The sequence below is a fragment of the Photobacterium panuliri genome (assembly GCF_059920555.1).
Genome location: NZ_CP197192.1, coordinates 1,080,666 through 1,107,396 on the forward strand (window position 1 = coordinate 1,080,666; position 26,731 = coordinate 1,107,396).

Genomic DNA, 26,731 nt, shown 5'->3' on the forward strand with positions numbered 1-26,731 from the left:
ACATTTGATTTGATTGAAGGTTAGTTTGTGAATATTCTTTATTATCTTGAGCCGCAAGTTGAACTTGGAAATAGCACGTTTAGATTTGCAACATTAAAAAGTATAATTGTTCCTGAGTCCAAAGGTCTAAAAGAACATGATAATAACTACAATATCAAGGTTGTAGTAAGTGAAGATGTTTATGATATGGCTATCATGGAAGGTGTGGATTTTAGCCATTTAGACATGATTGTTCTTGATAGAAAATCAATAATTAATGTTTTTTCTGATGATTCATATAGAAACTCAATTAACTTTTATAATGGAAACTACAATCAGGATGTTTCTGATAGTTTTAAATGTTTGTTGAAAGATAAATTAGGTGATTTTGAACCTGATCTAACATTAACATATGAATCTAACAATGGGTTGTTAAAACAGCTATATCCAAATTCATTACATTTGAATCAAATGTTTGGATGTTTTTCAAGACCTCCCTTCCCTTCATTTTGTGTACTAGATGCAGAAGGTATCTTTGGCCATAGTTTTTTAAGTAAATACATAGATAGCCTTGTCTTTAATGAATTATCTTCTGATGAAGAGGATGTACTAAAGAGATTTAGACGAAAAGTTCTACATAATCTATCGAAAAATTTCCCATTTAAGAAAGAAATTGAAGTTTATAAAGGAAAATTTGATTCGTTAGTATTGTTGGCAACTCAAATTGATGGTTATTTTGCATTTGATGCTTGCACTGATTATCAGTCGCAGTATGAAATGGCTGTTGATGTTTTGTCAAAAACTCCTGAGAATACAGGTGTTATTGTTACAGAGCATGGTTATTCTGAACAGTTCAATAAAGAACAAAGAGAATTCATTAAGAATACATACCCTAATGCTATTTTCCTTGATAAGGATATTCCATCGTCATCGCAATTTTTGTTGCCATATGTTGATGGTGTATTGACAGTTTCGTCATCTATTGGCTATCAAGCTTTGTTATGGCAGAAACCTCTCCTGGTATTAGGAGATTCTCAGATTTCACCTTTATCAAAAATTAAGAGTGAATCTGAGTTTTATAGTCTGGTTGAAAATCATTATGCTGTAAATAATGATGTTGTATTATATCATTTGATTAGTCAGCTACATCTTAATTATAAGTTTGATATTTTTGATGGTAAATCTTACAGTTGTATATTAGAAGAGTTATTATTTAAGCATAAACAAGGAATGGAAGGGCTTGAATTAATATACATCAAGAAGGAACCTGCTCAGGTAGAAAAAGAACTAAATGATTCATTTAGAGGTTGGGCTGTAGATAAACAAATTAAAGAATCAAGTGTTGATATTCAGCCTGATTATTTAAGAATGGCTCTATGTACGAATAAATATGTCTCTTTTGATTTGTTTGATACTTTAGTTGAGCGTAGTGTCTTTGAACCATATGAGTTATTTTATGTGGCTGAGAAGAAAGTTAGAAAACTATTAAATAATAAAAACTTTGATTTTGTTTATTTTAGGCGTACTGCAGAGGCTGATACTCGTCGTCCAACAGGCGGTAAGTTTGAAGTAACTCTAGATGAAATTTATGAAACCTTCTCTAGTTTAACTGGGCTAAGTAAATTAATTTGTGACCAAATCAAAGAAATTGAATATCAGGTTGAACTGGACAATGTAAAACCCAAAAGAAGAATGATTGAAGAGTTCAACTTAACAAAGTTGATAAATTACGGCACTTCGATTATTACTGATATTTATTTAACACAAGATCAGATTGAGGGTATACTATCTTCATGTGGAATTACTGATTATAATATTTTATTGGTTTCAGCTGAAACCAGAACTCGAAAACATAATGGAACAATATATCCAGAATATTTAGAGTTGCTGACTGATAAATTTGGTGATGATGTTAAATCTAGTCGTTGTCTTCATATTGGTGATAATAAAACAGCAGATGGAGATATGGCTAAACTTAATGGATTGAATTGTTATACATTCCCTAAAGCAATTGATAATTATCGTGCATCTGCTATTTCTGAATTAATGGGTCCATCAGTTAGAACACGCAGTTTATTAACGAGTCATATTAATGGATTAATTGCTAATAGATTTTATTTTCCTCATTGGAACTATGTAGATAAAAAATCAGCTTTTCATGGCCATCCATTTGAATATGGATATGCAGCAATCGGTCCATTAGTGACAGGTTTCGCACAATGGTTACATGAGGAGTTAACTTCCGATGGTATCGAAGTTGCCTATTTCCTTTCAAGAGATGGTTGGTTATTTAAGCAGGCATATGAGCAACTCTATCCTCAATCAAACATTAAAGTAGAGTATTTATATTCATCGCGAAGAGCTGCTATGGTGGCTTCAATATCATCATTAGATGATATTAATGAGATTGCTTCTCAGAGCTTTAGTGAAAGAAGTTTAGAAGACTTTATTGTCTCTCGATTTGGTCTGGAGTGGTCTGAACAGTTAGAAAGTGAAGCGAAGAAGTTTGGTTTAAATAAGAAATCAATAGTGTCTCCAAAATTTAGGTTTGCATCTTTGCTTAAATATCTTGATTCAATTCAAGATGTTATATTGTCATCAGCAAAATCAGAAAGAGAATCATATTTAGACTATTTAGACGAACGTGGATTCATTCAAGATACTAAAGATAATAAAGCCGCTGTAATTGATATTGGCTACAGTGGCTCTATGCAATACTATCTAAAGAGAATGCTTCAATTAGAAAGCTTACCTGGATATTACTTTTTGACACATTTGCATGCTAAAAGCTTGTTTGATGGTGATATTTATAAAGGTTATTTAGCGAACTATGATGATCATAGAAACGGTTTTAGGCATTCTTTAAATGATCATGTGTTTATTTTTGAATCTGCATTAAGTTCGCCTGAAGGAAGTTTAACTAAGTTTACAGGTAAAGGCTCCGATCGAGTAATGCATCTACTTGATGCTGAAGAAGAAAAGAAACGTGTTCATTTGTTAAATGATATACATATTGGTGCCAGAGCATTCTTTTCCGATTGGTATAAATATTTTGTAAGTAAAGGTAATACAGAAAACATCCCCGCAATTGTAGCATCTTCGATTATTTCTCGTTATGCAGAATATCCTAAGGCTAAAGATGCTGAAATGTTCTTAAATTTTGAAGTTGAAAATACATTTGGTGGTGGCTCTGTTAGCTTAGTTTGTGATTATACAAAGTTTGGTGTTACAAAAGATAAGCCACTTGATAAAGTTTTGATGGATAAGTTAATTGCGGAATCAAAATGGAAGCAAGGAGCAAAAGTCCTATTTTCCAGTTTTGGAAAAAATGAGCCGCAAAAGAATAACCATAATACAAACAAGGTTGTTAAGCCTGCGCTTAAAGTTAAGAGTAATCAATCAAGAGTTGCGAAAAAATTATTGAAGTTTTCTAATGACCCTTATTTGTATACAAAGGCATCAAATAATAAGAAGCTAAAAGCAATGTCTTTCTTGTTTGATTATAAAAAAGTTCATGGTCGCATGGTGTCTAAGTTATCATCTTCTATGGTTAAGTTTTTTATTTAATTATGTGGGGCACTAGCAATAGTGCCCTTTATTATAATGGAAAATATCAAAACAGTTCTATACGATAATAGTAAGACGCTATTAGTTGTATTCACATCAATTGGTTCTAAACCTGATGAATTTAGTTTTTTTAAAACTATAAATTCTTTAGGTAATTCAGCTGTATTTATCAGGAATACCAAAGATGATTGGTATGTAAATGGTATAGATTGTTTAGCTGATAATGTTATTGATACGGCAAGTATATTATCTGGCATTATCAATGATATTGTTATTAATAGTAATATAGAAGATGTGATTTTTATTGGTTCTTCTATGGGGGCTTATGGGGCTGTTAGATGCACTGAGAATATTTCAATATCAGTGCCATATAGCTATGTTTTATTTTCTTTGGAGTCACCATTACTTCTGTCTAATTCTAAATCAATTTTAAATAAAACTGATATAGATGTAAGTTCAGGGACGGATATTATTCACCTTTTAACTGATAAAAAGGGTGTTTTGTTTTTTGGTGAATATGATTTAGTTGATTCTTACACAGCATTAAGAGTTAAAGAGCAGAAATCAAACATAAAAATAATAAGCCATAAATCCTCAGGACACAATGTTCCAGAAAAACTTAATGAAGATTGGAGTATTGTTAATTATATCCATAATTTTATTTCTGGTGATTTTAGAATTACGAATTCTGGAGGAATGGCTAACTTTTTATCATCAGGAGACCTTTTATTATTCTCTATGATGGTTGATAAGGATATGTTAGATGTTAAATTCTTACATATGTTAGTCGATAAGTATCCTGATTATGGATTTGCTCTTAATCGACTAGGTGTTATCTATCATCAAAAAAATGATTATGAAAATGCATTGAAATTTATTAAGCGTTCATTGGCAGTAAATCATAAGTTTTATAATAGTAAACAGCACTATAAATTACTAACTGAGAAGATCAGAAACAATGCAACATCGGCATAAATGTTTATGTTTCTCACGAGGAATATCAGCTATATCTAATGTTGATTTATTTTTACCTTATGACCTAATTATGCACTACTCACCTCAAAAAGGTGATGTGAGTAGTGTCATTGGCTGGGGCTTTAAATCAACCGCCAAGCGGGCGAGGGATTATGCCGCTGCGCATAACCTGCCGTATGTTGCATTGGAAGACGGCTTTTTGCGTTCAATTGGGTTGGGGGTTGCCGGCGCGCAGCCTCTGAGCCTGGTCGTTGACGAAGTAGGCATCTATTACGATGCCCGCCAGCCTTCGCGATTAGAGCAGCTGATTGCTGCCAATGGGGAGCTGGCAGGCGATGCGGTGGCGCGAAGCCACCGTTGTATCTCGGCTATTCGTGATTATCGCTTGTCTAAGTATAACCAGAACCAAAGTGACCCGCAGTTGCGGGCGGCAGCCCCCAAGGTAGTGGTGATTGACCAGACTCAAGGCGATGCCTCTGTGGTGGGCGCGATGGCTGATCAGGATACATTCGTTCAGATGCTGCGCAGCGCGGTGGAAGCCCATCCGAACGAGACTGTTTGGGTGAAGGTGCATCCTGATGTGGTGCACGGCAAGAAAAAGGGCTTTTTGTACCCGTTGCCGTTTGAGCATCCGAACGTAAAGCTGTATGCCGAGCCGGTAAATCCGTGGGATTTTCTGGAAACAACGACGCACGTTTATACCGTATCTAGCCTGATGGGGTTCGAAGCCCTGATGGCCGGGGCGCAGGTGCATTGTTTCGGTATGCCGTTCTATGCGGGGTGGGGGCTAACCCACGATCAGCAAAGCTGCGAACGCCGTAGTCAGCCGCGTACCCTCGAGCAGGTATTCGATGCCGCCTATATCCAGTATGCCCGCTATGTTGACCCGATTTTGGGTGAGCGTTGCGAGATAGAGCAGATCATCAGCTATATGAGCGATCAGCTCGCGTTGCAGGCAAACGCGGAAATGGCGGTCTCCCTTTCACGGTTGTCGTGGTGGAAGCAGCGCTGGATCGGTGATTACCTGCAGGCGTGGCGCTTTGCGCCGTCGGCCAATGGCAAGGCTATTCGTTGGGGTAGGGGTGAGCCGGATGAGGCCAGCTTCTGTATCGAGGATGGCTTTATCCGTTCGGTGGGGCTAGGGGTTCACTTTAACCGCCCGGTTTCTCTGGTATGCGATCGCCGAGGGATCTACTTTGATGCCCGGGTCGAAAGTGATTTGGAATATGCCCTTAACAACACAGAGTGTTCAGACTGGGCACAATGGCGCGCCCGGCAGCTTATCACTCAGTTGCTCGCTGCCAACCTAACCAAATACAATGTCGGTACCGATACTGTGCTGGATTTACCAGCGGGCCGGAAGATCATCCTGGTGCCGGGTCAGGTGGAAAGTGATGCCTCTATCCGTTGCGGCTCGCCTGAGGTAACGACCAACGAGGCCTTGCTCAGGGCGGCACGTGATGCCGAGCCGGATGCCTATATTATTTATAAGCCGCATCCGGATGTGGTCGCCGGGCAGCGCGATCAGGGCCAGTGGCAAGGTGACTTCACTGCCGTGGCGGATAGGGTTGAGACGGACGTTGCCATGGCGCAGCTGCTTGATCAGGTTGACGAGGTGCATACGATGACTTCGCTGACCGGGTTCGAGGCACTGCTGCGCGGCAAGCAGGTGACAACCTACGGCATGCCGTTCTATGCCGGTTGGGGGCTGACCCGCGATATGATGGCGTGCGAGCGACGGGTGCGTCGTCATAGTCTGGAAAGCTTGGTGTATTTTGCACTGATTGCCTACCCGACTTATGTTGATCCGCTGACCCGCCGTGCATGCAGCGCCGAGCAGGCTATTGAGCGTGTACGGCAGATGAAATGCGGGGCAGTGGAGGTAAAAGATTTAACATTGAATAGTCTTTTATTTTTGAAAGCAATCAAACATAAATGTGAAGTATTACTTGGTTTGAGAGCATAGCAACAAGAAGGAAATTGATTTGCTCAAGGCGATTTTTTTCGATATGGATGAGACCCTTTGCGGCACATCCGAGGCTGACAAGCTGGCGGGGCAGGCCTTTGCCCGCTGGGTGAAAGAGACGTACCCGCAGCTTACTGACGAGCAACGCTTTATCCAGCGTTACCTTGCCGGGGTTTACAAGCAGCTTAATGCCGAGTTTCCCCAGCTGGTTGCCCTGCTGCCGAACGAAGCGGCGTTTCGCTGCGGTTTGATCCGTACCCTGCTGGCCGAGCAGGATGTCGAGGTTGACGAGGCGGCGGCGCAGGCCGCGCAGGCATATTTTGATCACCAGCGGATGGAAGCGTTCACCTTCTTCCCGGGGGTGGGCGAGTTGCTGACATCGCTACGTGAGCGTTACACCTTGGTGGTGATCACCAACGGGCCGACGTTCTCCCAGTATCCGAAGTTGGCGGCCGTCAACATGTCGGAGTGGGTTGACCACATCATTGTCGGCGGTGACGAGCCGGAGGAAAAGCCCGCAGCCAGTATCTTCCAAAAAGCGTTGGATCTGGCCGGGGCGAAACCTGAAGAGGTGATCCATATCGGTGATTCGCTGCCGAGTGACATTGCCGGTGCTAACCAAATGGGGATCACCAGCGTGTGGGTCGATGCGTCCGGCAACGGTAAGCCGGGCGATATCACCCCGAGCTATACGGTACGCACGGCAACTGAGCTGCCTGCGATCCTTGCGGCTCTGTAAATTATATTGTTGTAAGAATATTGGAATACACATGTCGAAAACACATATCGTGATCCCTGCGCGTTTTGGCTCTAGCCGCCTGCCGGGTAAGTTGATGCTTGATCTGGCAGGCAAGCCAGTCATTGCCCATGTTGTTGAGCGCGCACTTGAGATCACCGATTCGGTCTATGTTGCGACTGACCATGATGAGATCTACAAGGTAGTGACTGAGTTCGGCGCCAAGGCGGTAATGACCTCGGCGTCGCACAATTCTGGCACGGATCGTTTGGCTGAAGCTGCCACCGAACTAGGTTTTGCCGACGGTGATATCGTGGTTAACCTACAGGGTGACGAGCCGCTGATGCCTGCCACGTTATTGTCGCAGGTGGCACAGCTGCTCGAGGCGCATCCGGCCGCTGGTATTGCGACGTTGATGCAGCGTATTGAGAAAGTTCAAGATTTCATGAACCCAAACGTGGTGAAGGTTGCCAAGGGCGAGAACAACAAAGCGTTGTATTTCAGCCGTGCGCCGATCCCGTTCCCGCGTGATGAGTACCAGCCTGAGATGGTAGAACTGCCAGCTGGTGATTACTTCCGCCATATCGGCCTGTATGCATACCGCGTGGCAACCCTGAAGGCGATTACCGAACTGCCGGAGCACCCGCTGGAGGCGCTTGAGAAGCTCGAGCAGCTTCGCCCATTAGCACACGGTATCGGGATTGTTGTCGATCAGGCGTGCGTTGCCCCAGAACATGGTATTGATACGCTGGAAGATCTTGAGCGTGTTCGTGCTGTTATCGCTAACCAGTAAATCCCAGATTTGATCAAACGGAAAACCATAATGAACCAAAAGACAGTTAATGTCGGCAATATCGAAGTTGCCAACGACAAGCCGTTCGCCCTGTTCGGCGGCATGAACGTACTTGAGTCGCGCGACTTGGCGATGCAGATCTGTGAGCACTATGTCACAGTGACAGAGAAGCTGGGTATCCCATACATCTTCAAGGCATCGTTTGACAAGGCGAACCGTTCGTCTGTCCACTCTTACCGTGGACCTGGCATGGAAGAAGGCCTGAAGATTTTCCAAGAGCTGAAGGATACCTTCGGCGTGAAAATCATCACCGACATTCACGAGCAGCACCAAGCTCAGCCTGTGGCTGAGGTGGTTGACGTAATCCAGCTTCCGGCTTTCCTTGCCCGCCAGACTGACTTGGTTGAGACAATGGCCAAGACCGGCGCGGTGATCAATGTGAAGAAGCCGCAGTTCATGAGCCCGGGTCAGGTTGGCAATATCGTTGAGAAGTTTGCTGAGTGCGGTAACGATCAAATCATTTTGTGTGAGCGCGGTGCGCTGCACGGTTACGATAACTTGGTTGTTGATATGCTGGGCTTCGGCGTGATGAAGAAGGCGTCTAAGGGCAGCCCGATCATCTTTGACGTGACCCACTCTCTGCAGTGCCGTGATCCACTGGGCGCGGCTTCTGGCGGTCGTCGTGACCAAACAGTTGATCTTGCTCTTTCTGGCATGGCAACCGGTATCGCTGGCCTGTTCATGGAAGCGCACCCGAACCCAGATAACGCTAAGTGCGACGGCCCATCGGCGTTCCCGCTGGCCAAGCTGGAAGCGTTCCTGAGCCAGGTTAAGCAGGTGGATGATTTGATCAAGAGCTTCAGCCCGATCGACATCGACTAATGCATGATGCAAGGCGGCACTATTGTGCCGCCTTGTTTTTATTGGTTGTCTTTTCTTTTCTTTCTCATTTTCTGCCTCTGCCTCTGCCTCTGCCTCTGCCTTGCTTGTTTCCCTTATATCCTTCATCTATTCATCTCTTTCTCGCTGATCTTCTCTGTTCTCGTATTTCCCTGCTGCTTTCTCGCTGCGCTATGTTTTCGCCCTTTTACGGGCAAAAAAAAGAGGCGGTAGCCGCCTCTTTGTCGTGTTTGGATATAGGGTGCCGGTTACTTGGCCGGTCGTTGATACCACGGGTGGCGGGCATCGGTCATGCCGAACAGCGAGTACTTGCGGTTTAGCATCTGGCCGCCGTCACGCGTTAGCGGTGCCCAGGCAATGGTCGCCCGGTTGTTGCTCGGTTTCACGGTCATGATGTCGAACGGGATCGACAGGTAGAAGCCCTTGTTGAAGCTGCCTTCGCCGTAGTCGTCGGTAGACATGTTGGTGAAGGTGGCATAGGCACCGGCGATCACGCCGCTGTCGAACTGCTTCGAGATGTCGATGGTTACGCCCATGTCTTCAGCAAGGTAGCGACCGGCGCTGACCTTGAGCAGGGTGTTCGGCAACCACTGCCATTGCGGCTGGTAGTATGCCGTGGCATGGCCGGTCAGGGTGCCAGTCTGCACGCGGTAGTAGCGGTTGGTGGTTGGGTCGAAGTGCACTTCTTCGGTGAAGAAGCCTAGCTGCGAGTCGGGATCACGCTGGATGACGTAGTTGGCATCGAAGCCGACGGCCCAGTTGCTGCCCATAGGTCGGTACAGCAGCTCGCCGCCGACACCGCCGAACATGGTTTCCAGATAGCCGCCGTAGGCTTGGCTGTACCAGCTGTCGCCCCAGTGATCGAGCCAGGTCAGCTGCAGGTTGTTGAGCCGTACCGGGTTGTCGTTGATGTACTGGCGGACAAGGGTACGGACACGCTTGTTGTCGGTGCCGTCAGGTGGTACGTCGTACAGGAACTTGTCGTAGTTATCCAGCAGGTTGATGTAGATCGAGCCACCAAGAGCCAAGTGGTTGCCGAACCAGTAATTGGCCCCGGCATTCAGGCCGATGTTGTAGAGGTAGAAGTCTTCTGAGCCGCCGATCGACTGTTGCAGGGTCGGTGCTAGGCTCACTTCCCAGTTTTTGTTCGGCTCGGCAACGTGGCGGCCTTCCGGCGTGCTCGGTGCCTGAGTCGTGGTGGCGTCGGCCATGCCGATACCGATGTCGTTAACTTGTGCCACATCGGCAAAGCGGGCGGCATCGATTCGGGTTTCGGTCACCGGCTGGCGGTTGCTGGTCTCGATGATCCGGTATTGTTCAACCGGGGTACCGTAGTTGGCCATAATGGTGGCGGCACGGCGGTGGGCCTGCTCGCGGTCGCGGTATTTGTTCTGGTTGGCAACAAGGGTCAGCTGGTCGTCGCCTTGGTACAGGTTGATCTCGTCGTAGCCTGCCACGGTGTCGAGGGCCTTGGCCATCTCTAGGTAGCGGCTGTCGTCGTCTGCGAACGTTGCCTTGGCTGGCTGGTACGGCGGTATCGGCTCGTCTTTCCAGTGGCTCTTGAGATCGTTGAAGTTGGTGCGCAGGGTGAAGCCTAGGGTCAGGGTATTGCCGCGCTCGTAGCTGGCGCGGATGTCACCCCAGTCGCCAAGGCGGTAGAGCATTCCGACGTTGAACTTGCTCGACTGGGTCATGTCGGCAGCGTTTTTGAGCGTCGGGCGGTCACCCATGTAGTCGTTGCCGTCGTATTCCAGCTTCAGGCGCAGAGGCTCCCACGGGGTCTGGTATTCAAGACCACCGTACAGGGCGGCCGGGCCGCGGAACAAGTTGCTGAATTCGGCCATGCCGCCGCGGCCTGATGCGCCTGAAGGGCGTTCGCAGAAACGGTCGGCAACGTGGCAGAACGGGTTGTCGATGTTGCCGCTGTTGCCGATGTAGCCCCAGCCCATGCCGAGGGTGAAGTCAACCGGGCCGACCCGCTTGGTGGCGGCGATGTATTCGCCGTCGAACAGGCCGGTACCGGCAAAGTCGCGGATACCGATGGAGGTCTCCGGTAGCCAGTAGCTCTCTTCGATCAGGCGGAATTTGAAGTCCATGCCCTTGTCGGTATAGACACTGTCGCCGCTAAAATCAGGATTGTTGCTGTAAAGCACGTCCTTGACTTGGGTGTAGCGGATATTGGCTTCCATCCACGGGAACAGCTGGAGGGTCGCGGTGTAGTGGTGGTAGTTGTCGTTCACCGTTGCCTGAATGTTGAATTCCCCTTCCGGGGCCATTCTGCCTGACGGCATCTGCATCAGGCCGACGCCGCCGAAATCAGACTGCGAGGGCTGGAGCTGTGGGTAGCTGAACTCGTCGGCCTGGGCGTGGAACACAGGCATGATGGCGAGGCTAAGTGCCGACAGGCGGCAAAACTGGGTCAGTAAGGCGTATTGCTGTTTCATTGCAGGGCACTATTTTGAAGAAGGACAAGCAGGTCGTCATTCAGTGAGGCGGCCGCGTCGGGCAGCGTGTCGAATGGGATGAAGATCACCGCTCCCGGTGCGATATCGTGGTGCGAGGCATTCCAGTAGGCGATAGGGTGCTTGGCCGTGTCGCCGTTGGGCTGGATCACCCACACTTCGCTCGTAGCGTGGTTCGGTGCAAGCGCTATGTTGCTGAGGTAGCCGTTGGCATCGGTGCGAGGCTGCCAGTGGATCTGGCCCCAGTCCATAGTATCCCCGGTGGTGTTCTGCGGTATGCTGCTCTGCGGTATGGTGAACGCGCCGACCAGCTGGACCCAGTCTGGGCGCTGCGGTACGACAAGCTGGATATCGTCGCGCACGAGCGGGTTGTGCTGCGGGTCAATGCTTGTGGTGTCGAGATCCAGTCCAGAAAGACGTTTTTTCTGGGTTGTCAGGGTTGCCACCCATTGTTTCATCGCCGTTAGACCGGCTTGGCTTTGGGGATCTTCGCTGGCAGCGATCAGGCTGTCGATCTGGCGCAGGACGCTTTCTTTTTGCTGGGCGATTGTCGGATCGGCCGCAGGCGTGTAGATGGCACTGGCCAACCAGTAGTTGCGCGGTGCGCTGGCGGTTTCGCTTGTTGTTGTGCGGTCAAGCTGGGCAAGCTGCTGCTGGCTGTCGCGCAGAACCTGTTCGAGCCGGACAGGCTGGCCGTAATCAAGCTGGATGCTGTTTTCTGTATCGGCGCTTAGGCTGGATTGTCGCAACAGGGTGATGGTGACGCTGTTCGGGTTCTGTGCGGTGTGAGCCGCGTTGGCGGGTGTTGCTGCTTGGCTGCCAACGCTGGCGCTGAGCAGAGCGACAACAGGGAGTAGTCGGAAAAACATACGGATGGTCGCTCCTTACGCAAATGGTTTTAGCAGGGTGAGCTCGATGTACGGCAGTGACGGTGCCGGTTTTTGCAGGCTTTTCCACACCCGGCCGTTGTCTGGGTCAATCCAGAACTGGTTGTCGTACGCGATTCCAAGCTCGGCTACCGAGACATGTTCGATGAAGTGGAGCACCTGCTTGGGGGTGTCGTTCACTAAGATCACCGCATCGCCCTGAGGGCGGAATTCCGAGCGCAGGGTGTAGCCGAAGTGGAAGCCCGGCTGCCAGTCGATGCTGTGCTGCCATGTGGTCGGGGTGTCGGCTTTATGCAGGCCGAGAGCCAGCGGGTCGGCTTGGCGGCTGAATGTTTCTTGCAGGTTGCCTTGTGGCAGGCCGACGGTTTTTACGATCCGGCCGGCATCGGTGACGATCATGGCGCGGTCGGCAGAGAGCCATTTTAGCTTTGGTGTTGCCGTTACTTGACCCGTCTTTTTGCTGGCTGGTTCGGCAATGGCCAACACCATGAAGGCCTGTGGGCCTTCGCTGATGCGCGCATAGAGGCTGGCATAAGGCAGTTGGTTGATATCAGAGGTGGAGAGTTGGGTATCGGCTTCGCCGAACAGGGCCAGTTGCAATGTGTCGTTGACGTCATTGAACTTTTGGCTGCACCCGCTTAGTAGGGTGAGGGCACCGACGAGTGCTACGCGCATCATCGGGTTTCGCCAATGGGGACGGACTGCATTGGCAAGCAAGGAGATGGATAACATGGGGCTCATCCAGTGATGACAGAGAAAAGCCAACCGCGGGCGGTTGGCTTTGCTTGATCCAGCATTGTTGCGCTTGCTATGAATATAACAAGCCAATGTTGGCGCTACTGAGGCAGAGAATTACTTCTGGTTGCTCAGAGTTGTAGTGTTAGTGTTGCCGTTGTCGTTGCCTGCTGAGTCAGCAACTGCAACTGCTGCTACAGCGGCTGCCGCGCCAACAGCGATAGTAGTTGCAGTAACGCCGCCAGCTGCTGCTGCAGTTGCACCGGCAGTACCTGCTGCTGCGCCAGAAGTAGAAGATGCTGCAGTCGCTGCAGTTTCAGGTGCTGCGATAGCTGAACCAGCGAAAGAAAGAGCTGCGATTAGAGTTAGGGCGATTTTTTTCATGGTATTACCTCTGCTGTATAGTTTTGCTGTAGATGCGGCTTTGCTATGGTCGGTTCGCGCCAAACAAGAGCTGGTTAGTCTAACTGGCTGATTGATTGGGCTGAATCGGCATTATTAATTGCCACACTTATTGAGTAGATTGTAATCTAAATCCAATGGCCTCGAAAGCAATTTATTGCCTTTTACCGACGGTTCTGAACTGATTTTAATGGCAATTTATTTTGCTTTTTTTCACAGGGTGATAGTGGGCACGCTTTTGTTATTGGCTTGCCTTTTTTGAATGTTTTGTCTGTTTGAACCGTGTGGTGACGACCCTGCCGTATTTTTTACTGCCCGTCAGGGGCGGATCTGGTAGTATCCCCAGCCATAATCTAGGCAAGCAAGGTGAGTGGATGAAACAACGAGATTTACAGCTCATGCAGGAAATGGGGCTGACGTACTGGCAGGTACGCAAGCCGGATTTTTTTCCTGACCGTGAGGTGCCAGCCATTGATTTGCCTGAAACCTGCAAGTTGCTGTTTGTCTGCGATGACCCGCTCGATGAGCAAGACCGGTGGCTGTTCGGCCGTATTCTGCTCAGTATGAAGCTGACGCCCGAGCAGGCGTTGCTGCTGCCGTCTTCGGCCACTGAGCTGATCCGCGAGCACCATCTTACCTGGTGCTGGCAGGCGGGTTGCACAGCACCGCATCCGGCGGGGTGCCAGTTGCTGACATCGGTGCCGCTCAAGCAGATGCACACCCATCCCAGCGCCAAGAAAGCCTTGTGGCAGCAAATTTGCAGCTATGACAATTAACCCTATCTTTTGATTTGTTGATGATGACATCCAGTATTGTTCCTCTGGCGCCGCACCATCTAGATGATGTGTGGCGTATCGAGCAGGCCGCCCATGCCTTTCCGTGGGCCGAGTCGATGATCCGCAAGGATCCCAATAGAATTGCCGTCAATATTGCCCTCGAAGTCGATGGCAAGCTGGTGGGCTACTGTTTTGGCCAGTTGGTCGCTGGCGAGGCGACCCTGCTCAATATCGCGATTGATCCGGCCCTTCAGGGCAAGGGTTACGGCAAGCAGTTGCTCGACGGTTTTATCGAGGCTATTCAAAGCCGTGCGGGCGAAGAGATTTGGCTCGAAGTGCGCGAGAGCAACACCCGTGCCTACCAGCTGTACGAGGCGACGGGTTTCAATGAAATTAACCGCCGCGAAGGCTATTACCCGGCGGCGGACGGCCGTGAAGATGCCCTGATCATGACTTACTATGTGATGTAGTGGGTTGGCTGCGCCCGCCCCTTGCTGGTCAGGGGGCGGCACGGGCGTCTTAGTGCTGTCTCTTTGGCTGGAGTTTGCGTATAATTCCGCCATCTTTACCACTCCTGACAGTAAACCGGCACATCGACGAGAGGGCGATATGTAGCAACTTTGAGGTGCGGCACCCGGAAACGGGCAGCCTTCTGGTTACGATGAGGTGCTTGTCCTGCTATCAGGCCATGCACGCTGTTTAGGAGTCAGGCACCGGCTATATGTGGCCGGTGGCCATGTCACCATTGAAATCTCTCACAGGATTATCAACGCTTATGTCTTTTCTTACTGAAGTGGGCAAACGTCGTACGTTTGCGATCATTTCTCACCCGGATGCGGGTAAAACCACAATTACCGAAAAAGTTCTGTTGTTCGGAAACGCCATCCAGAAAGCCGGTACCGTCAAAGGCCGCGGCTCAAACCAGCACGCCAAGTCGGACTGGATGGAGATGGAAAAAGAACGTGGTATCTCGGTAACCACCTCGGTGATGCAGTTCCCATACAATGATTGTCTGGTTAACCTGCTGGATACCCCGGGACACGAGGACTTCTCGGAAGATACCTACCGTACTTTGACGGCGGTTGACTCGTGCCTGATGGTGATCGACGCCGCTAAGGGTGTCGAGGATCGTACCCGTAAGCTGATGGAAGTTACCCGTCTGCGTGATACACCAATCGTGACGTTCATGAACAAATTGGACCGTGAAGTGCGTGATCCAATGGAAGTCTTGGACGAAGTTGAAAACGAATTGGGTATGATGTGTGCGCCAATTACCTGGCCAATTGGCTGTGGTAAAGAGTTTAAAGGTGTTTACCACATCCACCGTGACGAGACGATTCTGTATGAATCGGGTCATGGTCATGAGATCCAAGAAGTTCGTATCATCAAAGGTCTGGATAACCCAGAGCTTGACGAGACAGTTGGTGCAAACCTAGCCGAAAGCGTGCGAGAAGAGCTTGAGCTTGTAATGGGTGCTTGCCCTGAGTTTGATCTTGATGCGTTCCTGACCGGTGAGCTGACTCCGGTTTACTTCGGTACGGCACTGGGTAACTTCGGTGTTGACCACATGCTAGATGGCTTGACCGAGTGGGCGCCAGCGCCGAAAACGCGTCAAGCGGTAGAGCGTGATGTTGAAGCAACAGAAGAGAAATTCTCTGGCTTCGTGTTCAAGATCCAGGCAAACATGGATCCAAAGCACCGTGACCGTATTGCGTTCATGCGTATCGTGTCGGGTACTTACACCCAGGGCATGAAGATGAACCACGTGCGTACCGGTAAGCAGGTGAGCATCTCTGACGCTGTAACCTTCATGGCCGGTGACCGTTCTCGTGCGGAAACGGCGTATGCTGGCGATATCATTGGTTTGCACAACCACGGTACGATTCAGATCGGTGATACCTTCACTCAGGGCGAAGCGCTGAAGTTTGCGGGTATTCCTAACTTTGCCCCTGAACTGTTCCGTCGTATTCGCCTGAAAGATCCACTGAAGCAGAAGCAGTTGCTTAAAGGTCTGGTTCAGCTGTCTGAAGAAGGTGCGGTACAGGTGTTCCGCCCGCTGCAGAACAACGATCTGATCGTTGGTGCGGTAGGTGTGCTGCAGTTCGACGTGGTTGTTGCCCGTCTGAAGGCTGAATACAACGTGGAAGCTATCTACGAAGGCGTTAACGTTGCGACGGCGCGCTGGGTTGAGTGTGGCGATGGCAAGAAGTTTGAGGACTTCAAGCGCAAGAACCAGAGCAACCTGGCCCTGGACGGCGGCGACAACCTAACGTACATCGCACCGACCATGGTTAACCTGAACCTGGCCAAAGAGCGTTTCCCTGAGGTTGAGTTCCGTGCAACCCGCGAGCACTAATCGCGCCAGCCGGTGATACCTGATAAAAACCGCCCCTGTGGGCGGTTTTTTTATGTCTGTTTTTCGTCAGGGGAGTGTGGCGGTATTTTTTTGCTTTTGCGGACTGGGCGGCACGTTTTTCTCTGGATGTTTACTATTCTGGTTGATGCATATGGCGGGCGAAGCGGCCCATACCTGCGAAACGCAGATAGCCCCGGCGGGGCACGGAGGGAGTCCGATGTACGAATTGGCACAGTCACACGATGTTTATACCTGGCAGGGAGAGGCTTATCCGCTAGGGGCGTCGGTCAAGCGCAATGGCGTGAATTTCAGCCTCTATTCCAAAGATGCGACCCGGGTTGTCTTGCACCTGTTTGCGAGCGCTGAGGCGGCCAGCCCCGAGCACAGTTTCGAGCTTGAGCCGAGCATTCACAAACGGGGCCATTACTGGTTTATCTTTGTCGGCAATATTGGCCACGGGCAGGTTTACGGCTTTCAGGTTGATGGCCCTTGGGATCCGGAGAGGGGGCAGCGCTTTGATGGTGACAAGCTGCTGATTGACCCTTATAGCCAGGCGATCAGCTTGGGCCGCAATTACGACCGCCAGCGGGCGATCGGCAAGGGGCGCAACATGGATGCCAGCCTGCGCAGTATCGTGGTCGATCAAAGTGAGTTCGACTGGCAGGGCACCGTCACCCCGCGCCACTCATTGACCGAGACCATTATCTACGAGATGCATGTCGGTGGTTTTACCCGCCATCCCAATTCAGGCGTTAGCGAGGCCAAACGCGGCACGTTCGCCGGGGTTATTGAGAAAATACCATACCTTAAGTCGCTCGGGATCACGGCAGTAGAACTGATGCCGGTGCAGCAGTTCGATGTTGACGATGCGCCCGAGGGCAAGCAGAACTACTGGGGCTACAGCCCGATCAATTTCTTCTCGGTGCACTCGGGCTACAGCGTCGAGAAAACCCCGCTGGCGGCCATAGACGAGTTCAAGACCTTGGTGCGCGAGCTGCACAAGGCCGATATCGAGGTGATCCTCGATGTGGTGTTCAACCATACCGCCGAGGGCGATGAGTTCGGCCCGACATTCTGCTTCAAGGGGCTCCAGAACGGGAGTTATTACCTGCTTGATCGTGAGAACGGCCGTTATAGCAATTTCAGCGGCTGTGGCAACACCTGCAATGCCAACCACAGCGTGTTGCGCCGGATGATCATCGATGCTCTTCATTTCTGGGTCACGGAGATGCATGTCGACGGCTTCCGTTTCGATTTGGCCTCGGTACTGGCCCGTGACGGCAGCGGCCAGCCGATGAGTGATCCGCCTTTGCTGTGGACGATAGATACCGACCCGATCCTGTGCGCGACCAAGATCATTGCCGAGGCGTGGGATGCGGCGGGGCTGTATCAGGTCGGCTCGTTTATCGGTGATCGCTGGAACGAGTGGAACGGCAAGTACCGCGACGATGTGCGCGCGTTCTGGCGTGGCGATAATGGTTGTGTGAGCCGCTTTGCCTCGCGGATCCTCGGCTCTCCCGATATCTATTGCAGCCACCACCACTCGCCCCATCGCTCGGTGAATTTCATCTGTGCCCACGACGGCTTCACCCTCAATGATCTGGTCAGCTACAGCGACAAGCACAACTTGGCGAACGGCGAGGGCAACCGTGACGGTGACAACCACAACCTGTCGAGCAACTATGGGGTTGAAGGGCCGACGACTCTCAAGGACATCGAGGAGATACGGGTTCGCCAATGCAAGAACATGCTGGCAACGCTCTACTTGTCGCTCGGTACGCCGATGCTCAACATGGGGGACGAGGTGCGCCGTACTCAGCAGGGCAACAACAATGCCTATTGTCAGGATAACCCGATAAGCTGGTTTGACTGGCAGGGGCTTGAGCAGCATGCCGAGATGCTGCGTTTTGTTCAGATGCTGGCACAGGTTCGCAGCGCCGAGCCGACTATCGACTGGAACTTGCACACCCCGCTCAGTTCGGTGGTGGAAGACGTCAACATTCGCTGGCACGGCGTGATGCCTGATCAGCCTGATTGGTCGGAGCATTCCCATTCCATTGCCCTGACGGTGTACCACCCGATCACCTTGGATGAGCTCTATGTGGTGTGCAATGCCTATTGGGACCCGATTGAATTTACTATTCCTGATCGCGACGACAGCGACTGGCACCTGCTGATTAATACTGCGAACCCGTCGCCGCAGGATATCTATCTGGTGGAGGTGGCCCCTAGTTACCCGGACAATACCGTTCTTGTCGCGGGGCGTAGTATGATTGTGATGGTCGCGAAGTCGAGGAAGTAAAGAGTAGGAGAGGTAATGCGAAATTGGCTCAAACAGGCACTGGCGGCATACGACCGCTGGTGCGCCTCCATGGGGTTGGTGCCCGAGAACCGCCGGAGCTGTGCGCCGGTGCGTTATGATCATGACGACCCGCGTCATCCCGATAACCGTTGCCAGCCAAAACGGGGGGAGCGGGATGTTGATTGACAGCCATTGCCATTTTGACTTCCCGCCTTTTGCCGATGATCCCGCCCACTATCTGGCGCTGGCCGCACAGGCCGGTGTGGGACGTTTGGTGGTGCCGGCTGTGGGTGAGCGCAATTGGGCACAGGTGCGCCAGCTCGCGGGTTGTTTTCCCCAGATCTACTACGGGCTCGGCCTGCATCCGTTTTTCAGTGCGGAGCACACCCCTGGGGCGATGGCGCGGCTTGCCGCCGAGCTTGGTTCAGAAATGAGCCTGCTGGGCACTCGGTGCGTCGCGGTTGGCGAATGTGGGCTAGACTTTGCCATTGCTGATGTCGATCGGGCACAGCAGATGTCGCTGTTAGAGGGACAGTTGGTGCTTGCTAACCAGCACGGGCTGCCGGTGATTTTGCATTGCCGCAAGGCCTATCCGGAGTTGCTGCAATTGTTGAAGCGTCACTGCCCGGAAGCGGGCGGGGTATATCATGGTTTTAGCGGTAGTTTGCAACAGGCAATGCAACTAATTGAACTGGGTATCAAAATTGGTGTCGGGGGGACGATCACCTATCGCCGAGCCAATAAAACCCGCCATACAATAGCGTCATTGCCCCTGACGGCATTGTTGTTGGAGACCGATGCGCCGGATATGCCGGTGGCGGGTTATCAGGGGCAGCCCAATCGCCCGGATCGGCTGGTGCAGGTGTTGGCCGAACTGGCGGCGATACGGGGGGAAAGTGAGCAGGAAATAGCGCAGGTAACAAACTTAACTGCAGCTGAATTATTCCGCATTCCGATATGAATCCACATCACAAATATAAACGTTTGCGCCAAACGGTTGCAATCATTTGTGATTGGTATCACGTTTGCGGTTGTGGGCTGGCTTTATTTCCTTGCAAACTGTGAGCGCGGCATTATTTTATCCGGCGCTGCATGAGTATAATGCGCCGGACTCTTAATGAGCCGAATTGTCGAGACGCCAAACTTAACTAAAGGGATGCCATAAACTATGAGCCTGTTTATGAGCCTGGTTGGGATGGTAGTACTGCTACTAATCGCAGTACTTCTATCTGATAACCGCAAAGCTATTAATCTTCGTACTGTTGGTGGCGCATTTGCCATCCAATTCTGTCTAGGTGCATTTGTACTTTACGTACCTGTGGGCCGTGATGTGCTTTATGGCATGTCAACTGCTGTTTCCAACGTTATTGCTTATGGTAACGATGGCATCAACTTCTTGTTCGGTGGTTTGACGTCGGACAAAATGTTTGAAGTATTCGGTGGCGGCGGCTTCGTTTTCGCCCTGCGCGTACTTCCAGTAATCGTATTCTTCTCTGCACTGATTAGCGTACTTTACTACTTGGGCATCATGCAGGTTGTTATCAACATCCTGGGTGGTGGTCTGCAGAAGGCGCTAGGTACTTCTCGTGCCGAATCTATGTCTGCAACAGCTAACATCTTCGTTGGTCAAACGGAAGCACCTTTGGTTATCCGTCCGTTCGTACCTAAAATGACTCAGTCTGAGCTGTTCGCGGTAATGTGTGGTGGTTTGGCATCTGTTGCTGGTGGTGTACTGGCTGGTTACGCATCAATGGGCGTGCCACTAGAGTACCTAATCGCGGCCTCTTTCATGGCGGCACCGGGTGGTCTGCTGTTTGCTAAAATCATCAAGCCTGAAACTGAAGAAGCTGTTGAGCAGATGGCTAGCGATGCAACGTCTGGCGACGACAAGCCTGCCAACGTTATCGACGCAGCGGCTGCGGGTGCATCTTCTGGTATGCAGCTAGCGCTTAACGTGGGCGCAATGCTACTTGCTTTCATCGGTCTGATTGCTCTGGTTAACGGTATCCTTGGTGGTATCGGTGGCTGGTTCGGTATGCCTGAGCTGACTCTGGAAATGATTCTGGGTTATGTCTTCTCACCACTTGCGTTCCTAATCGGTGTGCCTTGGTCTGAAGCAACTGTAGCTGGTTCTTTCATCGGTCAGAAACTGGTTGTGAACGAATTCGTTGCTTACCTGAACTTTGCACCGTACCTGAAGGACGTTGCTGAAGGCGGCATGGTGATTGCACAGACTGGTGCTGAAATGTCTGACAAGACTAAAGCTATCATCTCGTTCGCACTGTGTGGCTTTGCTAACCTGTCTTCTGTGGCAATCCTACTAGGTGGTCTGGGCGGTCTGGCTCCAAGCCGTCGCCACGACATCGCACGCTTCGGTATGAAGGCTGTAGCAGCAGGTACTCTATCTAACCTGATGTCTGCAACCATTGCTGGTCTGTTCGTGACCCTGTCAATGTAAGCCTTTCGGTTATACCGTTTGAAACGCCGCGGCCCTTGTGCCGCGGCGTTTTTGTTTGTGCTGTCTGGCTGGCTCGAAGGCGGTGCTTGGACAGGTGTGCGGGCTGCATGCGCGGCATAGTGCGCGGCATAGTGCGCGGCATAGTGCGCGGCATGGCGCGTGTGTTCATCGAGTCAACAGATTAGGTAAACATGAAACAGGCTTGTCTATTCTTATCCGATAAAATCGATTGCGCTCCGTTTTCTCGACATTGCCTTTGTTAGCATTACTTTCGTTGTCGAGGAGACTACACTAACTGTGTTTGAAATAGAGACAGAGGGTGTGGTGATGAGTGAAGTCTTATTGGCCTTGGCGGCAGGGTTTATTGTTGGTGTGCTGTTTTCAGCGCTTAAACTTCCGATTCCAGCGCCACCGGTATTGTCCGGGGTGATGGGGATAGTCGGGGTCTACGGTGGCGGGATTGCCTATCAGTGGATCGTAGAGCGCTTTTTTACCTGACAATAGGCGTGGTTGCTTACCCAATGTTGTTGTTGGTGTTTTTCTTCCGGTAAACACATTGTCGACTCTGGGAAACGTAACTTTCATGGTGAGTGGGCGGCTGGCTTGGTATTATTGACAGGCACCATCACAAACAGATTCGTGTTGTTTCAGTGGGTATTATTCATGTTGCGAGAGGCAGCATATATCGCTGGGCAACCTTCGGCAGATCAGGTTTGGCTTGGTTTGCACGGTGACAGGGAAAGCAATCAGGATACCGAACTCGCGTTGGTGGCCTGAGTCTTCAGGGAGCAAGTCCGTAAACCCCGCAACTCTCGGTAGAGAGTCGGGAAAACTGTTCGCGTTGCGGGCCGTTTGGTGGTGGCACAAGAAACTGCAACCAGACGTATGGAACAGTTTTCGCATACTTTGGCGACGCTGCATATTTCCGGATTGGAAGGGCGGGCCGAGTATAAGCTTGGTAGAAATTAACTGGACTGGAGAAAGTCATGAGCGATTTAAAAGCTGCTGCACTGCGTGCACTTAAACTAATGGACCTTACAACGCTTAACGATGATGACACTGATGCGAAAGTGATCGAGCTTTGTAAGAACGCTAAGACGCCTGTAGGCAACACAGCAGCTATCTGTATTTACCCACGTTTCATCCCAGTTGCTAAGAAGCAGCTGCGCGAGCAGGGTACGCCAGAAGTTCGCATTGCGACTGTGACTAACTTCCCTCACGGTAACGACGACATCGAAATCGCAGTAGCTGAAACAAAAGCCGCTGTAGCTTACGGTGCAGACGAAGTTGACGTGGTATTCCCATACCGTGCGCTAATGGCTGGCAACGAAGAAGTTGGTTTCGAGCTAGTTAAGCAGTGTAAAGCAGCGTGTGGCGATGTATTGCTGAAAGTGATCATCGAAACTGGCGAGCTGAAGACTGAAGAGCTGATCAAGAAAGCTTCTGAGCTATCAATCAAAGCTGGCGCTGACTTCATCAAGACTTCTACTGGTAAAGTGCCAGTAAACGCAACACCAGAATACGCTGAGATCATGCTGAACGTGATCAACGACATGGGCGTAGCTAAGACTGTTGGCTTCAAGCCTGCAGGTGGTGTACGTACCGCTGAAGACGCACAGCAGTACCTAGATATGGCTGACCGTATCCTAGGCGCTGAGTGGGCAGACAACATGCACTACCGCTTCGGTGCTTCTAGCCTGCTAGCTAACCTGCTTCACACGCTGGGCGAAGGCGAAAAAGCGGCTGAAGGCGGCTACTAATCTTTTCTCGACAGGGTGGCTCAGGCCACCTTGTTTTTAGGTCTTTTGACCGACCCAATACCCGTGATGCTTTACTGTTTGGTTCTTGCCTGCTGCGGCGCAACGCAATGGGACGGCACCCTTATGCCTGAGAATCACTGAAAGGCCCGATGTAACTGAGTTGCCAGGGTAAAGCGTCTCACCACCCTACAGAATGAAAAACGGGGAATACCATGTATTTACCACAAGAAATTATCCGCAAGAAACGTGACAACATCGAACTGACTGCTGACGAAATCAACTTCTTCATCCAGGGCGTTGCCAAAGATACCGTATCGGAAGGCCAGATTGCCGCTTTCGCAATGGCGATTTTCTTCAATGACATGACTATGGACGAGCGTGTTGCCCTGACTTGTGCGATGCGTGATTCTGGCATGGTTATCGACTGGAGCCACATGAATTTCGATGGTCCGATTGTCGACAAGCACTCGACAGGCGGCGTGGGCGACGTGACGTCCCTGATGCTTGGCCCAATGGTGGCGGCATGTGGCGGTTACGTTCCGATGATTTCTGGTCGTGGCCTTGGCCACACGGGTGGTACGCTGGACAAGCTTGAAGCGATCCCTGGCTACGACATCACCCCGAGCAACGAAGTATTCGGTCAGGTGACCAAGGATGCAGGCGTGGCGATTATCGGCCAGACTGGCGACTTGGCTCCAGCTGACAAGCGTGTATATGCGACTCGCGACGTAACGGCGACGGTTGACAATATCTCTCTTATCACCGCTTCTATCCTGTCTAAGAAGCTGGCTGCCGGTCTTGGCTCGCTAGTGATGGACGTGAAGGTTGGCTCTGGCGCATTCATGCCGACTTACGAGGCATCTGAAGAGCTGGCCAAGTCTATTGTTGCGGTAGCCAATGGTGCGGGCACTAAGACCACAGCTTTGCTGACAGACATGAACCAGGTGTTGGCATCAACTGCTGGTAATGCACTCGAAGTTCGCGAAGCCGTGCAATTCCTGACCGGTGAATACCGTAACCCTCGTCTATTTGACGTGACTATGGCATTGTGTGCTGAAATGTTGATAAACAGTGGTTTGGCAGAAGATCTTGATCAGGCAATGGTTAAGCTTCAGGAAGGTCTGGACAGCGGCAAGGCAGCAGAATGCTTCGGCAAGATGGTTGCTGGCTTGGGTGGCCCGGCTGACTTTATGGCAAACTACGACAACTACTTGGAAACGGCTGAAATTGCCAAGCCGGTATATGCCGAGCAGCAAGAAGGTTACGTTTACGCGATGGACACCCGTGCCCTAGGCATGGCTGTGGTAGGTATGGGCGGTGGCCGCCGTGTACCAAGCGACAAGATTGATTACGCTGTGGGCCTAAGCGACATGATTCGCCTTGGCGACAGCGCAGACAAGCCGCTGGCTGTGATCCACGCGCGCAACGAAGCGCAGTGGGAAGAGGCTGCGAAAGCGGTACGTGCAGCGATTACGATTGCCGATACCCAACCAGAGCCGACTCCGGTTGTCTACCGCCGTATTCGTCTAGAAGATTGTTAAGGGAGATCCCGATGAAACGTTCGATTATTCTGGTACTGGACTCATTTGGTATTGGCGCAACGGAAGACGCCGACAAATTTGGTGATGTGGGTGCAAACACCCTTGGCCACATCGCTGAAGCCTGTGCCCGCGGCGAAGCCGACAACGGCAACCGCAGCGGCGCACTGAAGCTACCTAACCTGAACATACTGGGTTTGGGCAAGGCGTGTGAGGAGTCATCGGGCTACTTCCCTGAAGGGTTGGAGCAGGGCGTTGAGTTCAACGGTGCATTCGGCCATGCCAAAGAGCTGTCATCGGGCAAGGATACTCCGTCTGGTCACTGGGAAATTGCTGGTGTACCTGTATTGTTTGACTGGGGTTACTTTACTGACCACAGCAACAGCTTCCCACAGGAGCTGTTGGACCGCATCGTAGAGCGTGCCAAGCTGCCGGGTTACCTAGGTAACTGCCATGCATCGGGTACTCAGGTACTTGACGATCTTGGCGAAGAGCACATGAAGACCGGCAAGCCGATTTTCTACACCTCTGCCGACTCAGTATTCCAGATTGCCTGCCATGAGGAAACTTACGGCTTGGACAACCTGCTTGAGCTGTGCCAGATCGTGCGCGAAGAGCTGGAAGACTACAACATCGGCCGTGTTATCGCTCGTCCGTTCATCGGCGCTGGCAAGGGCCAGTTCGAGCGTACCGGCAACCGTCGTGACCTGTCTATCGAGCCGCCAGCACCGACTGTGCTACAGAAGCTGGTAGAAGAGAAGAACGGCAACGTTGTCTCTATCGGTAAGATCTCTGATATCTATGCTGGCTGCGGTATCACCAAGAAGGTGAAGGCAACCGGTATCCCTGCATTGTTCGAGGCGACACTGGAGCAGATCAAGGAAGCGGGCGACAACACTATCGTGTTCACCAACTTCGTTGACTTCGACTCAGCTTACGGCCACCGCCGTGACGTTGCTGGTTACGCGGCTGCGCTTGAGTACTTCGATGCGCGCCTGCCAGAGATTTTGGCTCTGCTAAAAGAAGATGACGTGCTGGTTATCACTGCCGACCACGGTTGTGATCCAACATGGCCGGGCACAGACCACACCCGTGAGCATATCCCTGTTCTGGTTGCTGGTCCTAAGGTGAAGCCGGGCTCACTGGGTCGTTTGGGTACGTTTGCCGATATCGGTCAGTCGCTAGCAGCGCACTTCGGTATCACTGATATGGAATACGGTAAGTCATTCTTGTAATTTGCTTGCTGTAAAGCCTTCAGATTGGCTGTTTCGGTCTATATTTGTGCTAGATTGAAGCAGCCAACAAGAGACTAATTGACATTGATGTTGGTAAAATCATTCAGTGCTATACCAACATAACTATTAAGGAATTAACGATGGCAACTCCTCACATTAACGCTGAAATGGGCGATTTCGCAGACGTAGTACTGATGCCGGGCGACCCACTTCGCGCCAAGTACATCGCTGAGACTTTCCTAGACGATGCCAAAGAAGTTTGTAACGTTCGTAATATGTTCGGTTACACCGGTACTTACAAGGGTCGCAAGATCTCTGTAATGGGCCACGGTATGGGTATCCCATCATGCTCTATCTACGCGACTGAGCTGATCAAAGACTACGGCGTGAAGAAAATCATCCGTGTTGGTAGCTGTGGCGCGGTACGCGACGATGTGAACCTGCGCGATGTTGTTATCGGTATGGGTGCTTCTACTGACTCTAAAGTAAACCGTATCCGTTTCGGTGACCACGATTTCGCGGCACTGGCTGATTACGATATGGTTCAGAACGCAGTTGAAGCAGCGAAGGCGAAAGGTGTTGACGTTAAAGTTGGCAACATCTTCTCTGCTGACCTGTTCTACAACCCAGATTTCGATTTCTTCCAGACTATGAAGAAGTACGGCATCGTTGGTGTTGAGATGGAAGCGGCGGGTATCTACGGCCTTGCGGCTGAGTTCGGTGCGAAAGCCCTGACTATCTGTACTGTGTCTGACCACATCCTGCGCGGCGAAGCGACAACTTCTGAAGAGCGTCAGCTGACGTTCAACGAGATGATCGAAATCGCGCTTGAGTCTGTTCTGCTAGGCGACAAAAACGCGTAATTGATACGCGAATTTGATGGCGAAAAAAAGCTTGGGGCAAC

Annotated in this window: 22 protein-coding genes; 18 read left to right on the plus strand and 4 right to left on the minus strand. The window is 50.6% G+C overall.

The features are described 5' to 3' along the window. The first annotated feature begins 27 nt into the window (after positions 1 to 27). The 6 genes from ACSF8X_RS05190 to kdsA all read left to right on the plus strand — a co-directional run bounded on the left by ACSF8X_RS05190 (position 28) and on the right by kdsA (position 8,898). Positions 28 to 3,546 (plus strand): capsular polysaccharide export protein, LipB/KpsS family, encoded by a 3,519-nt coding sequence (locus ACSF8X_RS05190; RefSeq protein ID WP_500850839.1) that lies wholly within the window; start codon positions 28 to 30, stop codon positions 3,544 to 3,546. A gap of 36 nt (positions 3,547 to 3,582) precedes the next feature. Further along, positions 3,583 to 4,521, plus strand: a complete 939-nt coding sequence (locus ACSF8X_RS05195; RefSeq protein WP_500850840.1) for a tetratricopeptide repeat protein — start codon at positions 3,583 to 3,585, stop codon at positions 4,519 to 4,521. A gap of 97 nt (positions 4,522 to 4,618) precedes the next feature. After that, positions 4,619 to 6,487 carry a capsule polysaccharide biogenesis protein gene (locus ACSF8X_RS05200; RefSeq protein WP_500850841.1) on the plus strand — a complete coding sequence of 623 codons (1,869 nt, stop codon included), beginning with the start codon at positions 4,619 to 4,621 and terminating at the stop codon, positions 6,485 to 6,487. A gap of 19 nt (positions 6,488 to 6,506) precedes the next feature. After that, the gene (locus tag ACSF8X_RS05205; protein WP_500850842.1) at positions 6,507 to 7,226 is read left to right on the plus strand and encodes an HAD family hydrolase; all 720 of its coding nucleotides are present in this window, start codon (positions 6,507 to 6,509) and stop codon (positions 7,224 to 7,226) included. Between the two features lie 31 nt (positions 7,227 to 7,257). Next, complete coding sequence (gene kdsB, locus ACSF8X_RS05210) at positions 7,258 to 8,016, plus strand: 3-deoxy-manno-octulosonate cytidylyltransferase (protein ID WP_500850843.1); 759 nt, start codon at positions 7,258 to 7,260, stop codon at positions 8,014 to 8,016. A gap of 30 nt (positions 8,017 to 8,046) precedes the next feature. Continuing rightward, positions 8,047 to 8,898, plus strand: a complete 852-nt coding sequence (gene kdsA, locus ACSF8X_RS05215) for a 3-deoxy-8-phosphooctulonate synthase (RefSeq protein WP_500850844.1) — start codon at positions 8,047 to 8,049, stop codon at positions 8,896 to 8,898. Between the two features lie 266 nt (positions 8,899 to 9,164). On the opposite strand, the gene ACSF8X_RS05220 is transcribed toward kdsA, so the two are convergent. From ACSF8X_RS05220 to ACSF8X_RS05235, 4 genes are all read right to left on the minus strand, one after another. Then, entirely contained in the window at positions 9,165 to 11,360 is a 2,196-nt protein-coding gene (locus ACSF8X_RS05220; RefSeq protein ID WP_500850845.1) for a YjbH domain-containing protein, read from the minus strand. After that, positions 11,357 to 12,247, minus strand: a complete 891-nt coding sequence (locus ACSF8X_RS05225) for a capsule biosynthesis GfcC family protein (RefSeq protein WP_500850846.1) — start codon at positions 12,245 to 12,247, stop codon at positions 11,357 to 11,359. The genes ACSF8X_RS05220 and ACSF8X_RS05225 overlap by 4 nt, the downstream gene beginning before the upstream one ends. Positions 12,248 to 12,262: 15 nt before the next feature. Then, a complete protein-coding gene (locus tag ACSF8X_RS05230; protein ID WP_500850847.1) occupies positions 12,263 to 12,997 on the minus strand; it encodes a YjbF family lipoprotein in 735 nt (244 codons plus the stop codon). 120 nt (positions 12,998 to 13,117) lie between these two features. Continuing rightward, positions 13,118 to 13,384 (minus strand): hypothetical protein, encoded by a 267-nt coding sequence (locus tag ACSF8X_RS05235; RefSeq protein ID WP_500850848.1) that lies wholly within the window; start codon positions 13,382 to 13,384, stop codon positions 13,118 to 13,120. A gap of 392 nt (positions 13,385 to 13,776) precedes the next feature. On the opposite strand from ACSF8X_RS05235, the gene ACSF8X_RS05240 reads away from it, so the two are divergent. From ACSF8X_RS05240 to deoD, 12 genes are all read left to right on the plus strand, one after another. Then, positions 13,777 to 14,178 (plus strand): DNA polymerase III subunit psi, encoded by a 402-nt coding sequence (locus tag ACSF8X_RS05240; RefSeq protein ID WP_047879716.1) that lies wholly within the window; start codon positions 13,777 to 13,779, stop codon positions 14,176 to 14,178. A 23-nt stretch (positions 14,179 to 14,201) separates the two neighbouring features. Beyond that, positions 14,202 to 14,648 (plus strand): ribosomal protein S18-alanine N-acetyltransferase, encoded by a 447-nt coding sequence (rimI, locus tag ACSF8X_RS05245; protein ID WP_500851142.1) that lies wholly within the window; start codon positions 14,202 to 14,204, stop codon positions 14,646 to 14,648. A gap of 305 nt (positions 14,649 to 14,953) precedes the next feature. Then, on the plus strand, positions 14,954 to 16,534 hold the full coding sequence (gene prfC / locus ACSF8X_RS05250; protein WP_047879767.1) for a peptide chain release factor 3: 1,581 nt from the start codon (positions 14,954 to 14,956) through the stop codon (positions 16,532 to 16,534). A 52-nt stretch (positions 16,535 to 16,586) separates the two neighbouring features. Continuing rightward, entirely contained in the window at positions 16,587 to 18,836 is a 2,250-nt protein-coding gene (glgX, locus tag ACSF8X_RS05255; RefSeq protein ID WP_500850849.1) for a glycogen debranching protein GlgX, read from the plus strand. A 15-nt stretch (positions 18,837 to 18,851) separates the two neighbouring features. Beyond that, positions 18,852 to 19,022: a DUF5363 family protein gene (locus tag ACSF8X_RS05260; protein ID WP_169753932.1), complete on the plus strand. Its 171-nt coding sequence runs from the start codon at positions 18,852 to 18,854 to the stop codon at positions 19,020 to 19,022. After that, positions 19,012 to 19,797 (plus strand): TatD family hydrolase, encoded by a 786-nt coding sequence (locus tag ACSF8X_RS05265; RefSeq protein ID WP_500850850.1) that lies wholly within the window; start codon positions 19,012 to 19,014, stop codon positions 19,795 to 19,797. The genes ACSF8X_RS05260 and ACSF8X_RS05265 overlap by 11 nt, the downstream gene beginning before the upstream one ends. A gap of 207 nt (positions 19,798 to 20,004) precedes the next feature. After that, on the plus strand, positions 20,005 to 21,294 hold the full coding sequence (locus tag ACSF8X_RS05270) for a NupC/NupG family nucleoside CNT transporter (protein WP_047879717.1): 1,290 nt from the start codon (positions 20,005 to 20,007) through the stop codon (positions 21,292 to 21,294). 327 nt (positions 21,295 to 21,621) lie between these two features. After that, positions 21,622 to 21,792, plus strand: coding sequence for a XapX domain-containing protein (locus tag ACSF8X_RS05275; protein ID WP_047879770.1), 171 nt, complete (start codon positions 21,622 to 21,624; stop codon positions 21,790 to 21,792). Positions 21,793 to 22,280: 488 nt separating this feature from the next. Next, positions 22,281 to 23,054, plus strand: a complete 774-nt coding sequence (gene deoC, locus ACSF8X_RS05280; RefSeq protein WP_500850851.1) for a deoxyribose-phosphate aldolase — start codon at positions 22,281 to 22,283, stop codon at positions 23,052 to 23,054. 212 nt (positions 23,055 to 23,266) lie between these two features. Then, positions 23,267 to 24,595 (plus strand): thymidine phosphorylase, encoded by a 1,329-nt coding sequence (deoA, locus tag ACSF8X_RS05285; protein ID WP_047879719.1) that lies wholly within the window; start codon positions 23,267 to 23,269, stop codon positions 24,593 to 24,595. Positions 24,596 to 24,606: 11 nt separating this feature from the next. Beyond that, positions 24,607 to 25,827 (plus strand): phosphopentomutase, encoded by a 1,221-nt coding sequence (locus ACSF8X_RS05290; RefSeq protein ID WP_500850852.1) that lies wholly within the window; start codon positions 24,607 to 24,609, stop codon positions 25,825 to 25,827. A 140-nt stretch (positions 25,828 to 25,967) separates the two neighbouring features. Next, the gene (gene deoD, locus ACSF8X_RS05295) at positions 25,968 to 26,690 is read left to right on the plus strand and encodes a purine-nucleoside phosphorylase (protein WP_047879721.1); all 723 of its coding nucleotides are present in this window, start codon (positions 25,968 to 25,970) and stop codon (positions 26,688 to 26,690) included. The last annotated feature ends 41 nt before the right edge of the window (positions 26,691 to 26,731 follow it).

Excerpts from the sequence above, each read along its gene's own strand:
- ACSF8X_RS05195 (WP_500850840.1), top strand. The coding sequence starts at position 3,583 with ATGGAAAATATCAAAACAGTTCTATACGATAATAGTAAGACGCTATTA.
- kdsB (WP_500850843.1), top strand. The coding sequence starts at position 7,258 with ATGTCGAAAACACATATCGTGATCCCTGCGCGTTTTGGCTCTAGCCGC.
- kdsA (WP_500850844.1), top strand. The coding sequence starts at position 8,047 with ATGAACCAAAAGACAGTTAATGTCGGCAATATCGAAGTTGCCAACGAC.
- ACSF8X_RS05220 (WP_500850845.1), bottom strand. The coding sequence starts at position 11,360 with ATGAAACAGCAATACGCCTTACTGACCCAGTTTTGCCGCCTGTCGGCA.
- ACSF8X_RS05225 (WP_500850846.1), bottom strand. The coding sequence starts at position 12,247 with ATGTTTTTCCGACTACTCCCTGTTGTCGCTCTGCTCAGCGCCAGCGTT.
- ACSF8X_RS05230 (WP_500850847.1), bottom strand. The coding sequence starts at position 12,997 with ATGTTATCCATCTCCTTGCTTGCCAATGCAGTCCGTCCCCATTGGCGA.
- ACSF8X_RS05235 (WP_500850848.1), bottom strand. The coding sequence starts at position 13,384 with ATGAAAAAAATCGCCCTAACTCTAATCGCAGCTCTTTCTTTCGCTGGT.
- ACSF8X_RS05240 (WP_047879716.1), top strand. The coding sequence starts at position 13,777 with ATGAAACAACGAGATTTACAGCTCATGCAGGAAATGGGGCTGACGTAC.
- rimI (WP_500851142.1), top strand. The coding sequence starts at position 14,202 with ATGACATCCAGTATTGTTCCTCTGGCGCCGCACCATCTAGATGATGTG.
- prfC (WP_047879767.1), top strand. The coding sequence starts at position 14,954 with ATGTCTTTTCTTACTGAAGTGGGCAAACGTCGTACGTTTGCGATCATT.
- glgX (WP_500850849.1), top strand. The coding sequence starts at position 16,587 with ATGTCTGTTTTTCGTCAGGGGAGTGTGGCGGTATTTTTTTGCTTTTGC.
- ACSF8X_RS05260 (WP_169753932.1), top strand. The coding sequence starts at position 18,852 with ATGCGAAATTGGCTCAAACAGGCACTGGCGGCATACGACCGCTGGTGC.
- ACSF8X_RS05265 (WP_500850850.1), top strand. The coding sequence starts at position 19,012 with ATGTTGATTGACAGCCATTGCCATTTTGACTTCCCGCCTTTTGCCGAT.
- ACSF8X_RS05270 (WP_047879717.1), top strand. The coding sequence starts at position 20,005 with ATGAGCCTGTTTATGAGCCTGGTTGGGATGGTAGTACTGCTACTAATC.
- ACSF8X_RS05275 (WP_047879770.1), top strand. The coding sequence starts at position 21,622 with ATGAGTGAAGTCTTATTGGCCTTGGCGGCAGGGTTTATTGTTGGTGTG.
- deoC (WP_500850851.1), top strand. The coding sequence starts at position 22,281 with ATGAGCGATTTAAAAGCTGCTGCACTGCGTGCACTTAAACTAATGGAC.
- deoA (WP_047879719.1), top strand. The coding sequence starts at position 23,267 with ATGTATTTACCACAAGAAATTATCCGCAAGAAACGTGACAACATCGAA.
- ACSF8X_RS05290 (WP_500850852.1), top strand. The coding sequence starts at position 24,607 with ATGAAACGTTCGATTATTCTGGTACTGGACTCATTTGGTATTGGCGCA.
- deoD (WP_047879721.1), top strand. The coding sequence starts at position 25,968 with ATGGCAACTCCTCACATTAACGCTGAAATGGGCGATTTCGCAGACGTA.